Annotated in this window: 11 protein-coding genes; 1 reads left to right on the top strand and 10 read right to left on the bottom strand. The window is 67.7% G+C overall.

From position 1 onward, the window contains the following. Positions 1 to 324 precede the first annotated feature (324 nt). On the top strand, positions 325 to 744 hold the full coding sequence (locus tag WS66_RS03090) for a hypothetical protein (protein ID WP_059600139.1): 420 nt from the start codon (positions 325 to 327) through the stop codon (positions 742 to 744). On the opposite strand, the gene WS66_RS03095 is transcribed toward WS66_RS03090, so the two are convergent. The 10 genes from WS66_RS03095 to WS66_RS03130 all read right to left on the bottom strand — a co-directional run bounded on the left by WS66_RS03095 (position 741) and on the right by WS66_RS03130 (position 13737). Beyond that, positions 741 to 1847 carry a porin gene (locus WS66_RS03095; protein ID WP_082728880.1) on the bottom strand — a complete coding sequence of 369 codons (1107 nt, stop codon included), beginning with the start codon at positions 1845 to 1847 and terminating at the stop codon, positions 741 to 743. The two genes, WS66_RS03090 and WS66_RS03095, sit on opposite strands and share 4 nt — an antisense overlap. A 107-nt stretch (positions 1848 to 1954) precedes the next feature. Beyond that, entirely contained in the window at positions 1955 to 4381 is a 2427-nt protein-coding gene (locus WS66_RS03100) for a membrane-bound PQQ-dependent dehydrogenase, glucose/quinate/shikimate family (protein WP_059600138.1), read from the bottom strand. A gap of 145 nt (positions 4382 to 4526) precedes the next feature. Continuing rightward, positions 4527 to 4856, bottom strand: coding sequence for a hypothetical protein (locus WS66_RS33525; protein WP_159086506.1), 330 nt, complete (start codon positions 4854 to 4856; stop codon positions 4527 to 4529). A gap of 187 nt (positions 4857 to 5043) precedes the next feature. Next, positions 5044 to 5874: an aldo/keto reductase gene (locus tag WS66_RS03105; protein WP_059600137.1), complete on the bottom strand. Its 831-nt coding sequence runs from the start codon at positions 5872 to 5874 to the stop codon at positions 5044 to 5046. 62 nt (positions 5875 to 5936) lie between these two features. After that, complete coding sequence (locus WS66_RS03110) at positions 5937 to 7715, bottom strand: FAD-binding protein (RefSeq protein WP_082728885.1); 1779 nt, start codon at positions 7713 to 7715, stop codon at positions 5937 to 5939. A gap of 145 nt (positions 7716 to 7860) precedes the next feature. Then, positions 7861 to 8013, bottom strand: a complete 153-nt coding sequence (locus WS66_RS33530) for a hypothetical protein (protein WP_159086507.1) — start codon at positions 8011 to 8013, stop codon at positions 7861 to 7863. A gap of 26 nt (positions 8014 to 8039) precedes the next feature. Then, entirely contained in the window at positions 8040 to 8882 is an 843-nt protein-coding gene (locus WS66_RS03115; protein WP_059600135.1) for a shikimate dehydrogenase family protein, read from the bottom strand. After that, the gene (locus WS66_RS03120) at positions 8879 to 11434 is read right to left on the bottom strand and encodes a branched-chain amino acid ABC transporter ATP-binding protein/permease (protein ID WP_059600134.1); all 2556 of its coding nucleotides are present in this window, start codon (positions 11432 to 11434) and stop codon (positions 8879 to 8881) included. Before WS66_RS03120 ends, WS66_RS03115 begins: the two co-directional genes overlap by 4 nt. Further along, a complete protein-coding gene (locus WS66_RS03125) occupies positions 11431 to 12300 on the bottom strand; it encodes a branched-chain amino acid ABC transporter permease (RefSeq protein WP_059600133.1) in 870 nt (289 codons plus the stop codon). The genes WS66_RS03120 and WS66_RS03125 overlap by 4 nt, the downstream gene beginning before the upstream one ends. Before the next feature lie 138 nt (positions 12301 to 12438). Further along, positions 12439 to 13737, bottom strand: coding sequence for an ABC transporter substrate-binding protein (locus WS66_RS03130; RefSeq protein WP_059600132.1), 1299 nt, complete (start codon positions 13735 to 13737; stop codon positions 12439 to 12441). Positions 13738 to 13842 lie beyond the last annotated feature (105 nt).

The raw sequence follows: 13842 nt of genomic DNA on the forward strand, positions 1-13842 counted from the left end.
CAAATTTCCGGGGGCATCCATGTCTGAATTGACCGAATCCAGAAGCGTCTGCGGCGTGCAGCCGATCATCGGTTCAATCGATTCGACTGCCGTTCACATCGACGGATGTTCGCTACGCTGCTCGCGTACCAGTCGCACTGCACGCTCTCGGACATCCGGGGAAAACGTGCTTGCCTTCTTGTTCATGGCTCGATTCTCTCAAGAATACGCGCCTCCACCCAATTCGGTGCGGTTCAGTGCCGCTGCGCGCTGATCGGATACGAAGGTCGATCTCACCGTGACTGCCTGCCTCGCGTTGCCGAACGGCGTGCTGGGCCAGATCGCATGCAGCTTCAACACGACGTTTCCCCGTCACGGCGGATCACGGGAACCGACGGCATCCTCGAGACGACCTTCCTCAACAGCCCGCCGCAAGACGGACCGCCCGAGATTCATCTGCGCCGCGGCGTTTCGTCCACGACGCCGGGGGAAACCATCGTGATGCCGGGCGACAGCGGCCTTCTCGCGGAAACCGAGCGCTTCGTGCGCGCCGTCCGGCTCGGCCGGGAGCAGTGGAACGGCAGCACCGAAGCGGAGTCGGTCGATACGATCGCCACGCTCGACGCGATCGCGCGCAGCATCCGTTCGGGAACCCGGGAACCCGGGAACCCGGGAACGCGTCTTGCGGGATTCACGTCCGTGCAGGCGCTGCAGGCAGCGAATCAGTTGCTCGCCTTGCTTGCGGCAACTGGCGGTGGCTTCTAGAAACGGTCGATCATCCCGAACTGGATTCCGCGCACCGACGCCCCCTGCCACGACGGCGTGAGGCCGATCACGTTCACGCCTTTCAGCGTGAACGCGGCCTGGCCACGGTTATGCAGCCAGGCCGCGCTTGCATAGAGCAGGACGCGCTTCGACAGATCGTATTCGCACGCGGCGCTGAACTGGTCGGCGTCGTTGTCGCCGCCCGATCGGTCACGCAGCCACGTGTACCCCAGCGACGTGCGAAAACGCGCGCTCACCGCATAGCGCGCGGAGGCCGACACGCCGTCGCTGTGGTAGCGCGGCGTTCCGCCGTCGCCATTGAAATACGACAGGAAGCCGGTCACCGGGCCGAATGCATAGGAGGCGCCGCCGAGGTTGGCGCGCAATGCGCCGCTGCCGTGGGTTTGCTGGTGCGCATATGAAATGCGGAGCGGGCCGTCATGCCACGAGAACGTCTCGATGTGGCCTGCCAGTCCATTGCCGTCGCCGTCGGTTGGCGCGCGCAACGACGCCATGATCGTGGTCGAGAAGCCATGGACCTCGGGTGAAAGGTACGTGATCGCGTTGCTTGCGTACGGCGTGATTTTCGACAGATTGTCGAGGCCCGACGCGATCGTGCCAGCACCGAACGCATCGAGCTGCCCCTTGAACGGGATGTAGATCGGCGAATACTGGCGGCCGATCCGCACGGTGCCGTAGCGCGAGCTCACGCCGATCCAGGCCTGGCGGTTGAACAACGTGCCGGCGACGGCCTGACTGCCGTCCGTCGAGCCGAAGCCGTTCTCGAGATCGAACAGGATCTTTACGCCGTTGCCGATATCCTCGGCGCCGCGCACGCCGATGCGCGAGCCGCGATACGCACCGGAATCCATCCGCGCGACGTAGCCGGAGCCCGGATTCGTGATTTCGATGCTCGTGTCGATCGCACCGTACAGCGTCACGCTGCTTTGTGCATGGACCACGGATGCGTGCGCGGCAATGGCCGCCGCTGCGACACCAATGCGGAGCGCGACACGTGTGCCGGCCGCCGGCCGGCGCGCTCGGCCGTTTTCCGACGCGGCATCGTGACGTCGGGGGCGGGAAGCGGGAAGGGAATGACTCATGGGCAAGGGAGGCGGGCAGCCTCGGCAGTGGGGCGACGCGTCGCGTGCGGCGTGGTGCGGCGAGTGTTGCCGCACCACGCCGCACGCAATCCGGTCGAATCAGGCGCTTACTTGTTGTCCGGCAATGCGTAGGCAACCACGTAGTCGCCTCGATCGGGCGACTGGCGCGCACCGCCTGCCGAGATGACGATGTACTGCTTGCCGTTGAGGGTATAGCTCATCGGCGTGCCCTGGCTTCCCACCGGCAAACGCGCCTTCCACACTTCCTTGCCCGTCGAGTTGTCGAACGCGCGCAGGTAGTAGTCCTGCGTCGCGGCGAAGAACACGAGGCCGCCGCCCGTCGTGAGCGAGCCGCCGATGGTGGGCATGCCGATCGGCGACGGCATGTGCATCGGCACGCCGTAGAGGCGCGTGTCCTTCACGGTGCCGAGCGGGACTTGCCATGCGATGCTACGTGTTTTCAGGTCGACCGCGGTGAGACTGCCGAACGGCGGCTTCTGGCACGGGATGCCGAGCGGCGAGAAGAAACGGTCCTTCAGCACCGAGTATGGCGTGCCGCCGAGCGGCACCGCACCCATGCCTGCGTTCACCGATTCGTTGCCGTTGGATGTACCGCTGCGGTTCTTTTCCTTTTCCAGATGGACCCAGAGGCCGAGGCGCATGTCGTTCACGTAGATCATGTCCGCGTTCGGATCATACGAGAGGCCGCCCCAGTTCATGCCGCCGAGCGAACCCGGGAAGCTGAGCGAACGATCGGTGTACGGTGCAGTGAAAAGGCCGTCGTAGCGCATGCCGCGGAAGATCACGCGGCACATCAACTGGTCGATCGGCGTGACGCCCCACATGTCCGAATCCTTGAGCACGTCCGCGCCGATCTGAGGCATGCCGACGGACAGCGGTTGGGTCTTCGAATACGGCTCGTTCGCAATCGACGCGGTCTTGACCGGATGTTCGACGACCTTCGTCAGCGGCTTGCCGGTCGCGCGATCGAGCACGAACAGCTGGCCCATCTTGGTGCCGACGATCAGCGCCGGCACGCGCTTGCCATCTTCCATCGGGAAGTCGATCAGCGTCGGCTGCATCGGCACGTCGTAGTCCCACAGGTCGTGGTGAACGGTCTGGAAGTGCCACTTTTCCGCGCCCGTCGTCGCGTCGAGCGCGAGGATGGATGCACCGTACTTCTCGTCGAGCGCGGTGCGCTTCACGCCCCACAGGTCGATCGCCGCATTGCCCACCGGCATGTAGATCGTGTTCGACGTCGCGTCATAGGTCATCGGCGCCCACACGTTCGGCGTCGAGCGCGTGAAGATCTTGCCCGGTGCCGGCTCCGCGTGATCGTCCGGATTGCCCGGATCGAACGCCCACTTCATCTTGCCGGTCATCACGTCGAAGCCGCGGATCACGCCGCCGGGCATGTCGAGCGACACGTTGTCGGCCACGCGGCCACCCGTGACCACCGTTGTGCCAGCGACCGTCGGCGCCGACGTGAGTTCGTACAGCGGGCTCTTCGCGTTACCGAGGCCGGCCTTCATGTCGACGATGCCGTGATCGCCGAATGCGTCGCAGAGCTTGCCGGTGTCGGCATCGAGTGCGACGAGCTTCGCATCGATCGTGTTCATGAAGATGCGGCGGCGGCACACGGCCGCATCGCCGGACGCGGCGATCGGCAGGACCGGCGTCGAACCGGCGACGGTCGGCTGCACGAGCGGCTTGTCCGCGTCGAAGTAGGCGAGGCCGCGGCAGCGCACCCAGACCGTCGTCTTGGTCGGAAACGCATGGCGCCATTTTTCGGTGCCGGTTGCGGCGTCCACGGCGATCACCGTGTTGTGCGGCGAGCACAGGAACAGCGTCTTGCCGACCTGCAGCGGCGTTTCCTGGTCTTCCGAACCGCCGCCGTCCGGGCTGAGCGGCGTGTCGCCGGTGTGGAACGTCCATGCGACCTGCAGGTTCTTCACCGTGTCGCGGTTGATCTGCGTATAGCCCGCGAAGCGGTCGCCGCCGGCCGAGTGACCGTAGGCCGTCCAGTCCTCGGTGCCTGCGATGCCCGCCGCCGGCGCGGGCGTCTCGGTGCCGAACGTGCCGTGCGGCACGAACATCCCGTAGACGAACACGCCGTTGCAGGCGAGCAGCACGGCGGCGATGCCCCATGCGGCGCCTCGTGCGGGCGCCTTGCCTTCGGCACGGCGCAGCAGCGGCCAGACCGTCACGAGCAGCATGCCGATCATCGAGAACATGAAGATCCGCGCGTTGAGTGGCCAGAACGCGAAGCCGACTTCCCAGACGGCCCACAGCGCCGTGGCGATCAGCATGACGAGGTAGATCGTGACCGCGCTGGAGCGACGGCGGGCGAGCTGGACGCCGGTCGCGCACAGCGCGAGCCCTGCCAGCAGGTAATACCAGCTACCGCCGCGTGCGACGAGCATGCCGCCGCCGATGATGAAATAGAGCCCGAGAAGCAGCGAGACCAATCCCGCGGCGATCAGGCCGATTCGGGCCGAACCATGAATCGGCCCTGCAGTTGATTGCTTGGACATGAGTGTCTTCTATCCGGTTGCGCCTGGGCTGCATCGAAGGCAGGAAGAGGGCGCAGCGGGCGGCCCTGTTCGATCATATGGAGGCGGCGCCGCGTTGCATGCATGCGCGGATGCGGGCTTCGCAGATCCTGATCGTGCAGCCTGGTTAGCTGTAGAAATTAACTAAGCGGTGCATTTTAAGGGCGAGCCGTGGATTTTGCTCGCCCTTTTTTTCTTCGATTGTTGTCTGGATGGTTGAAAGTGTGTTGTCGGATTTCGCAACTGGCGCTAGTCGGGATCGGGGAGCGCTGCGGCGGCGATCACGCGGGAAGTGCGTGGTCTGGAGGGGTTGGCGGGAGCGGCGCGTTGACATGATCTCGCTCGAGTAGAGCGAGCGTGGGCAGCGGAAGTCGCGCGGCTGGTGCTTGGACAGCGCGGGAGCGGCGTGCCGTTGCGAATGCAGGCAGCGCACGCGATGCAGCCATTCGGCGTTCACCGTATCACTCTCGAGTCGCCAGCAGAACGGGAGGTTCGGCATACCGTTTGTTGGCCATTCACCTGATAAAAGCATCTGTCCTATCAACGGGCGCGACTCTGTAATCTCGGAAACGGAGTTGCACTCCGGTTGCTGAATCCATTGAGCGCCGGACCTCGGGGCGTGCGCAATGCCCCACCCCGGTTCTTCATTCAGCCGGGTCCCACTGCGGCGCGAACGCCGGGCTGACGAGGCGCTGGTTCTTCGGCAGGCCGCCGATCAGCGCACGATCGGCGTCGTCCAGGCCCACGTCGAGCGATGCCAGGTTGGCGAGCTGATTGCGTTGGCCGGCCGCCTTCGGCACGGCGGCCACGTTCGGCTGGTCAAGCAGCCATTTCAGCGCGACCTGGGTCGGCAGCACGCGATGCTTGTCGGCGATTCGCTGCAGCTCCGGAATCTCCGACACGCGGTTGCGCGCGAGCGGGCTGTACGCGATCAGCGCCATGTCGTGCTCGCGCGCGAATTGAAGCAGCCGCGCCTGACCCAGCAGCACGTGGTACTCGACCTGTATCGCGGCCAGCGGTGCCTGCTGGTTTTCAACGACATCGCGCAACAGCGGAAGCGGAAAGTTCGCGACGCCGATCGCACGGGCGCGTCCTTGCTCCTTGAACGACACGAGCGTGTCGATCGTCTCGGCAAGATTCCAGTCGGGCGCCGGCCAGTGGATCAGGAACAGGTCCACGTAGTCGGAGCGCAGCGCGCGCAACGTGTTGTCGAGCGATTTCCGCATGCGTTCGGGGCTCAACTGGTCCCACCACACTTTGCTGGTCACGTGAATCTGCTCGCGCGGGACGTTCGACGCCGCGATGGCCTCGCCGACCGCCGCTTCGTTCTCGTACGCGGCCGCGGTATCGAGGTGCCGATAACCCGACTCCAGCGCGAGCGCGACCGCGCGCGTGCAGTCGTCGCCGAGCATGGGCCACGTGCCGAGCCCCAGTTTCGGCATGTTCAACGCGTGGCGGTTGACGATGCATTGCATGAACGATTCCTCCTCGATGGGTTGAGCCGGCTCGGCTTGCCCGTGCCGTGCCGGCGCGTTCGTCAGCCGTGGGCGCTGTCGCAGGTCGAGCGATGCGCGGTGGTCGCGGCCGATGTGCCCGTCGACCCCGCGTCGCGTCGCGCGACGAATTTCGCGATGCGCCAGCCGAATACGATGGCCGGGCCGAGCGTCGTGCCGGGGCCCGGATAGGTGCCGCGGAAGATCGACGCGAGATCGTTGCCGCACGCGAACAGGCCGGGAATCACGCGCCCGTCGACGTCGACCACCTCGCCGTTCGCCGTGCCGCTCAGCCCCGCGCTGCAAGCGAGGTCGGCGGGCCATACGGTCACGGCATAGTAGGGCCCGGCGCCGATCGGGCGAATGCACGGGTTCGGCTGTTGCGCCGGGTCGCCATTGAAGCGGCTCATCGGGCTGCTGCCGCGCTGGAACGCCGGATCCTCGCCGTTGGCGGCGTCGCGGTTGTAGGTCGCGACGGTACGCGCCAAGCCGTTCGCATCCACCTGCAATTTCGCTGCCAGCTCGGCCAGCGTCGCGCCCTTGACCAGATAGCCGGCACGCTCGAACGCCGCGATGCGCGCCGCGCTGCGCGCCGGCATCAGCAGGCCGAGGCCATAGGTCCGGATGAACGCCGCATCGACGATCAGATGGGCCGGCACGCTGGGCCCGTTGCCGCTGTCGCGCAGCATGCCCATCACAAAGTCGTGATACGAGTCCGACTCGTTGACGAAGCGCTCGCCGCGGCTGTTGACCGCGATGAGGCCGGGTTTCGCGCGATCGAGAATGATGTGCGGCCAGACGCTGTCGCCGTCGCCGCCCGGGGCACGGCGAATCGAGCACGGCATCCACAGCCCCGGGCTGTCGCCGCCGTTTTCGACCCGCGCATCGACGCGCTGCGCGCGGTCGACGCCGTCGCCGGTGTGCGTCGCCGGCGACAGCGACAGCGGCCGGGCCGCGGCGGGGAAGAACTGCTGGCGCAGCGACGGATGGCGCGTGATGCCGCCGGTCGCGAGCACCACGCCGCGCCGCGCGCCGATTCGCCTGCGGCCGCCGTCCGGCGTCGTGACGATGGCGCCGGTGACGCGGCCGTCGTCGCGTACCAGTTCGAGTAGTGGCGTGTCGAAGCGAATCTCGACCTGGCGCTTGAGCAGGCTGTAATAGAGCCGCGCGGCGAGCGCGTTGCCCATTACGAGCTGCGTGCCGCGCGGAAAACGCAGGCGGTCCATCGCATAGCGGCCGACGACCGCGACCGTGCGTTTGAAGTTCGCGGCCGATGCGAACGGCGCGAGCAGCGCATTGAGGTCGGCGCGCGCGACCATCATCCCGCCGAGCCCCATGAACTCCTTGCGAGGCGGGCGCACGCGCGCGAATGCGCGGCCGAGCACGCGCGCATCGAACGGCGCGGGCACGAGCGCCCGCCCGCCATAGGCCGCGCCGGGGCCGTTCACGTAATCGGGATGCGCGGCGGCGGCGACGAACTTGACTTCGCTGATGCGCGCGAGCTCGTCGATCGCATCGGGGCCGCTCTGCAGGAAGGCATCGCGCGCGTCGTCGCCGCCGCGTGCGCCGACCACCGACTGCAGGAAGCGGCGCGCATCGTCGACGCTGTCGGGCACGCCCGCGTCGACGCTCAGGCGGGTGCCCGGCACCCACGTCGTGCCGCCCGACGTGGACGTGATGCCGCCCACCACGGCTGTTTTTTCGCAGACGAGGACCGCAAGCCCCTCGTGATGCGCGACGAGCGCGGCGGTCATGCCCGCCGCCCCCGCGCCGAATACCAGCAGGTCCACTTCCTCGTCCCAGTCCTGTTGCACCGCACCCATGTCCACGTCTCCTTCATGTCGTTCCGTCGCGCGCCCGGATTCGACGCGCGGCGGAAGATGCTCCGATAATTATGGAATGTTATTCCAATAAATATAAAAGTGGAATGGCGTTCTAAAAAGTAGGTGAAGCGGCGTGCGGCGACGTTCAGAAGCGGTGCACGATGCCGACGCCGGCCGCGAACTGGCTGCGCGTGGACGACGGCGCCGAGTTGAAGCCGTCGCCGAGCGTGGCGGTCGCGTCGATGATGTGGCCGCTGCCCGTGGTGGCGAACGGGATTCGGCGGGGCGCGCCGCGCACGGCGCTCGCGTCCCGCCCGCACGCGCTCAGGCGGCGGTATCGATCAGGAACGCGACCATCCGGTCGCAGACTCGCGAGAACATCTGCGTGCCCGTGACGGTTCGGCAGCCGCGGGCACGCGCCGCTTCGATGAACGGCGTGAGCGGCGGCTTCGTGACGACGTCACCGACGAAGGTATTGGCCGGCACGCGCGATACGTCGACGGGCGGCGGATCGTCCGCCCGCATCCCCATCGGCGACGCATTGACGATCACGTCGAACGATTCGGGCGCGACGTCCGCGGCGGCGACGCGCACCGTGCCGCGTTGCAGCGTCGCCAGCCGGTCGACCAGCGACGCGGTGCGGGCGGCATCGTTGTCGCGCACGTCGAGCGACGCGACGCCCGCCATCACCAGCGCGTGGCCGATCGCCGAGCCTGCGCCGCCCGCGCCGACCAGCAGCGCGCGCTTGCCGCGCAGGTCGCAGCCTGCGTCGCCGAGCGCGGCGACGAAGCCGGTGCCGTCGAACATGCCGCCGTGCCAGCCACCGTCGGCGGTGCGGCGCAGCGTATTGGCCGCGCCGAGGAATGCTGCTTCGTCGGACAGGCTCATGCAGAAGCCGGCGGCGCTGAATTTGTGCGGCACCGTGATGATCACGCCGTCGACGTTGCGCATCGGCGTGATGCCCGCGAAGAACGCCGCGAGATCGTCCGGCGCGACGTGCGCGGGGACGACCAGCGCGTCGAGTCCGGCCTCGCGCAGCGCGGCCGTCACGCCCTTGGGCGAACGGACCTGCGCGATCGGATCGCCGACGATGAAGTGGACACGGGTCGCACCGCTCAGGCCTTCGTCGAGCGAAACCGGGGTGGTCGGGGTCAAGGGGGCAATCATGCTGTTTTCATCTCCTGGGTGGAACCGGCTTCGTTGTGTACGATGCCGAGCAATTTCGCCTGGGTGGCGGGGTCCTGTTCGAGCGCGACCGCGCTGCTTTCGTGCGCGACGTGACCGTTGACGAGCACGTATGCGCGATCGGCGATCGGCAGCACCATGTCGGCCTGGTGCTCGACGATCACGACGCTCGCGCGCTCGCGTAGCTTGACGACCGCGTCGAGCACTTCCTGCACGACGGCGGGCGCGAGCCCTTCGAACGGCTCGTCGAGCAGGATGGCCTTCGCCGGCGCCATCAGCGCGCGGGCGATCGCCACCATCTGCCGTTCGCCGCCGGACAGGTGTTCGGCACGCGCGTCCTTGCGCGCCGCGAGGCGCGGGAACAGCGTGAACATTTCATCGACGCTCGCGCCGCCCTTGCGCGCGGCGAGCCGCAGGTTCTCGGCAACCGTGAGGTTGGGGAACAGCCGGCGGCCTTCGGGCACCATCGCGAGCCCGAGGCGATTGATCTCGTGCGCGGGGCGCCCGGTGATGTCGTGGCCGTCGAACACGATGCGCCCGGCCGTGACTTCGGCGACGCCGGTCGCGGCGCGCAACGTCGTCGTCTTGCCGACGCCGTTGCGGCCGAGGATCGCGATGACTTCGCCTTCGTGGAGCGTGAGGTCGATGCCGTCGAGGATCGTGTTGCCGGTGTAACCGGCCTTCACGCCTTCGAGGCGCAGCAGCGGGCGTCGCGCCGGCGCGGCTTCTTCGTGCTGCGCGCCGCGTCGTGCGGCCAGCCGCGCATCGACCGGCCGCTCGCCCTTCGCGTGGCCGAGATAGGCTTCGACCACCTCGGGATGGCGCGCGACTTCGGCGGGCGAGCCGTCCGCGATCAGCCGGCCGCGATGGAGCACGCTGACGCGATCGGAGATCGTCAGCACGCGATCGATGTCGTGCTCGATCAGCAGCACCGCATGATGGTTGGCCAGCTCGCGGATGATCGCCGCCACGCGCACGCGATCGGCCTCGGCAAGCCCCGCGAGCGGTTCGTCGAGCAGCAGCAGGCGCGCGCGGGTCGCGAGCGACAGCGCGATTTCGAGCAGGCGCTGCTCGCCATGCGACAGGCTTTCGCAGCCGTGCGCCGCGCGATCGTCCAGCCCGACCGCCGCGAGCAGCGACCAGGTCAGCGCATTCTGTTCGCCGAGCGTGTGCGCGTCGCGCCACATGCCGAGGCGATCGTGCTGCGCGGCCTGTACGGCCACGCGCACGTTCTCGAACACGGTGAGGTTGCGGAACACGCTGAGGATCTGGAACGAGCGGCTCATGCCGAGCCGCACGCGGCGGAACATCGCGAGCTTCGTCACGTCCCGGCCGTCGAACGTGATCGTGCCGGCCGTCGGAGACAGCACGCCCGTCAGCATGTTGAAGAACGTGGTCTTGCCCGCGCCGTTCGGGCCGATGAAGCTGTGCAGCCGGCGCGGATGGACGTCGAGGTCGATCTGTTCGGCGGTCACGAGCGAGCCGAAATGTTTCGACAGCCCGCGCACGCTCAGCACGGGCTTGTCGGAATCGGTGTCGATGCCGCCGGCGCGATACGGCGCGATCGTGTCGGGACGCGCGGGAATCGTGTCGCGCACGAGGGTCCAGCGCGGGCGTCGCAGCAACCGCTGCACGATGCCGTGGATGCCCTCGGGCGAGAAGAACGCGAACGCGATGATGATCGGCGCGAAGATCAGCCACCAGTGCTCGGTCAGGCTGCTGAGCTTGTCCTCGAGCAGGATGAACGCGATCGCGCCCCACAGCGGCCCGAGAAACTGGTGGACGCCGCCGAGCACAGTCATCAACAGGCTGTCGCCCGCGTGCTCCCAGCTCAGGTTGTTCGCGTATGCGCCTTGCAGCATCAGGCACAGCAGGCCGCCTGCGTAGCCGATCACGGCGGCCGAGATCACGAACGCACGCAGCTTGAGCCGATACGTGTCGTAGCCGAGACTCGCCGCGCGTTGCTCGTTGTCGCGCAACGCCTGCAGCGCCCGCCCGAACGGCGCGTGCACGAGGCGCCACAGCAGATACGCGATGGCGATCACCGTCACGCACGCGAACACGTGGAAGCCGACGGTCGTCGGGAAAGTCGGGCGCGGCACGTTCTGCAGGCCGTTTTCGCCGCCGGTCACATCCGTCCACTTGAACGCGATCTCGAATGCGATCTGCGAACAGGCGAGGGTGAGCAAAGAGAAGTACAGCCCGCGCCGGCGCAACACGATCGCGCCGATCAGCGCGGCCAGCACGGTCGTCACGAGCACGCTGGCCGCGAGCGCGAGCAGCTCGTTGCCGAGCACGCGCAGCAGCGACACGGCGACCAGGTACGTGGCCGTGCCGAAGAACACCGATGCGCCGAACGGCACGAGGCCCGTGTACGCGACCAGCAGGTTCACGCCCATTCCGTAGAGCGTGTAGATCGCGATCTGGGTCGCGCGCTCGAGCGGCGTGCCGGTCGCGGTGAGCGCGAGCGACACGAGGACGAGTGCGGTGGTCAGCACCGCGACAGGGTGGCGGGTCAGATAGTCGGGTTTCACTCGAAGCGCTCCCAGCGTTCACCAAACAGCCCGCGAGGGCGGACGAGAAGGACGAGTGCCATCAGCACGTACATGGCGACTGACGAGCCCTCCGGAAAGAACTGGACGGCCAGCGCGGTCACGATGCCGACCAGCAGGCCCGCGACCACGGCGCCGGCGAACGAGCCGAGCCCGCCGATCGTCACGATCACGAATGCCGGCATCACGGCGGTCGTCGCCATCCCCGGCGTGACCGTGACGAGCGGCGCGGCGAGCACGCCGGCGGCGCCCGCGAGCAGTGCGCCGAGCGCGAAGGCGCCGGTCAGCACGCGCGGCAGGTTGATGCCGAGCAGCCCGACCATTTCCGGATCGCGGCTGCCGGCGCGCAGGATCCGCCCGTACGGCGTGTAGTTCATGAACCACCACAGCACGACGAGGATCGCGACCGTCGCGGCGAGCACGAACAGCCGGTACTTCGTGATCAGCAGCGGCCCGTACACGAGGAAGCCGTTGAGCATTTCGGGCGGGCTGAACGGCAGGCCGCCCGCGCCCCACACGAGGCGCACCAGCGCGGTCAGCAGCAGCGACAGCGCGAACGTGACGATCAGGCCGAGCAGCGGCTCCTTGCCGTACAGGCGTCGGATGAACACCAGTTCGATCAGCACGCCCACCGCCGCGACGAGCAACGGCGCGAGCACGACGGCGGCCCATCCGAACTGCGTCGACAGCGCGATCGCGAAATAGGCGCCGAGCGCGAACAGCGCGCCATGCGCGAAATTCACGATGCCGAGCAGCCCGCAGATGATCGACAGTCCGATCGCGAGCAATACATAGAGGAATCCCAGCACCAGTCCGTTGGCGACCTGGGACAACAACATTTCAGCCATGCCCTTACTCCAGAGTGCGGCCCGCCGCCGCCGCGCCGCGCCCCGTGGTGACGGGCGAGCGGCGGGCCGCGACGCGCGCGGGATACGCTTGGGGCCGTGTCGATTCGGGCGCCGCCGCCGCAGCGGCGGCGCGCGGGTTCAGCGCGCGGCCATCCGGCAGCCGATCTCCTGGCGCGTGCCGAACAGGCGGTCGAGCTCGGCGGGGTTCTGTGGCACGACGGAGATCGGGTCGAGCCAGTCCCATTTGTCCGCGATCCGGTCCTTCACCTTGAACACGCTCCAGCGCCGCAGCAGCTGGTGGTCCCACGGGCGGAAATTCGCGGGGCCGCTGCCGTCGGTGAGCTGAATGGTTTCCAGGCTCTGCACGATGTCCGCTCCGGACGTGCTCTTCGCGTGGTTGATCGCCTGCAGCAGCGCGCGCGCCGTGAACCAGCCGATCCAGGCCTTGTCGGCCGGCGGCTTGCCGTACTTCGCCGTGTACTTCCTGACGAACGCGACTTCTTCCGGCGAATGGCCCGGCGAGCTGAAATGCCACGGCTTGCCGTAGTAGCCGGTCGCCGCATCGGCGTTGATCGACCACAGATCCGAGTCGCCGATGATCGGGCACGCCACCGGGATCCGGCCTTTCATGCCCATTTCCGCGTATTGCTTCAGGAACGTCGACAGGTCGCCGCCCGGCAGGCCGAGCAGCACGACGTCGGGTTTCGACTGGCGGATCTTCAGGATGAACGAGCTGAAATCGGTGGTGTTGAGCGGCGTGACGTCGGCGCCGGTGATCGAGCCGCCCGACTGCTTCAGCAAGTCCGACATCGCCCGCTGGATGTCCTGCCCGTACGCATAGTTCGCGACGAGGAAGTGCCATTTCTTGCCGATCGCGAGCAGCGACGGCGCGAGCGCGCGGCACGCGACGGGCGTCGGGCTCAGCACGCGGAACGTGTACGGGTTGCAGCTGCTGCCGGTGAGCTCGCGCGCCGCGGCGTTCGGTGCGATGTAGGGCGTCTTGGTGCGCCACGCGACCGACGACATCGCCAGCGACGTGCCGCTGTTCGTGCCGCCGATCACCGCTATCGCCTTGTCCTGCTCGACGAGCTTCTGCATGTTCTGCTGCGCCGACTGCGGATTCGGTTCGTCGTACCAGACGAGATCGACGCGCCGGCCGCGCGCCTGGTTGCCCGCGTCGTCGAGCGCGAGCTTGACGCCGTTCGCGATCACCTCGCCCTGTTCGGTCCACACGCCCTGCTTGGCCATCAGCAGGCCCAGCTTCAGCGGCTGCTCGCCCTGCGCGCGCACGATCGCCGGCGCGGCGAGCGCCGCCGCACCGCCCGCGAGCGCCTTGCCCGCGGTGACGAGCCACGCGCGGCGCGACAACGCCGGGCTGTCGGGCGCGTCCGCCGGGTGGCTGGAAAGGGTGTCGTTCTGCTCGTGCTGGTCAGTCATGTGTCTGGCCTCCTGTTTCCTGGTCAAGGTCGATTCCGCGCGGTCCTTGGGCAGGCCGCGCGACACGTGTCGAATTTTTCGTGAATTATGGTTTGAAGTGGAATA

This window comes from Burkholderia sp. LA-2-3-30-S1-D2 (genome assembly GCF_001523915.2).
In the GTDB taxonomy this organism is placed as follows: domain Bacteria; phylum Pseudomonadota; class Gammaproteobacteria; order Burkholderiales; family Burkholderiaceae; genus Burkholderia; species Burkholderia diffusa.

What these genes read in the sequence shown, in the direction of transcription:
- WS66_RS03090 (WP_059600139.1), top strand. Translation starts at nt 325, where the DNA reads ATGCAGCTTCAACACGACGTTTCCCCGTCACGGCGGATCACGGGAACC.
- WS66_RS03095 (WP_082728880.1), bottom strand. Translation starts at nt 1,847, where the DNA reads ATGAGTCATTCCCTTCCCGCTTCCCGCCCCCGACGTCACGATGCCGCG.
- WS66_RS03100 (WP_059600138.1), bottom strand. Translation starts at nt 4,381, where the DNA reads ATGTCCAAGCAATCAACTGCAGGGCCGATTCATGGTTCGGCCCGAATC.
- WS66_RS03105 (WP_059600137.1), bottom strand. Translation starts at nt 5,874, where the DNA reads ATGCAATGCATCGTCAACCGCCACGCGTTGAACATGCCGAAACTGGGG.
- WS66_RS03110 (WP_082728885.1), bottom strand. Translation starts at nt 7,715, where the DNA reads ATGGGTGCGGTGCAACAGGACTGGGACGAGGAAGTGGACCTGCTGGTA.
- WS66_RS03115 (WP_059600135.1), bottom strand. Translation starts at nt 8,882, where the DNA reads ATGATTGCCCCCTTGACCCCGACCACCCCGGTTTCGCTCGACGAAGGC.
- WS66_RS03125 (WP_059600133.1), bottom strand. Translation starts at nt 12,300, where the DNA reads ATGGCTGAAATGTTGTTGTCCCAGGTCGCCAACGGACTGGTGCTGGGA.
- WS66_RS03130 (WP_059600132.1), bottom strand. Translation starts at nt 13,737, where the DNA reads ATGACTGACCAGCACGAGCAGAACGACACCCTTTCCAGCCACCCGGCG.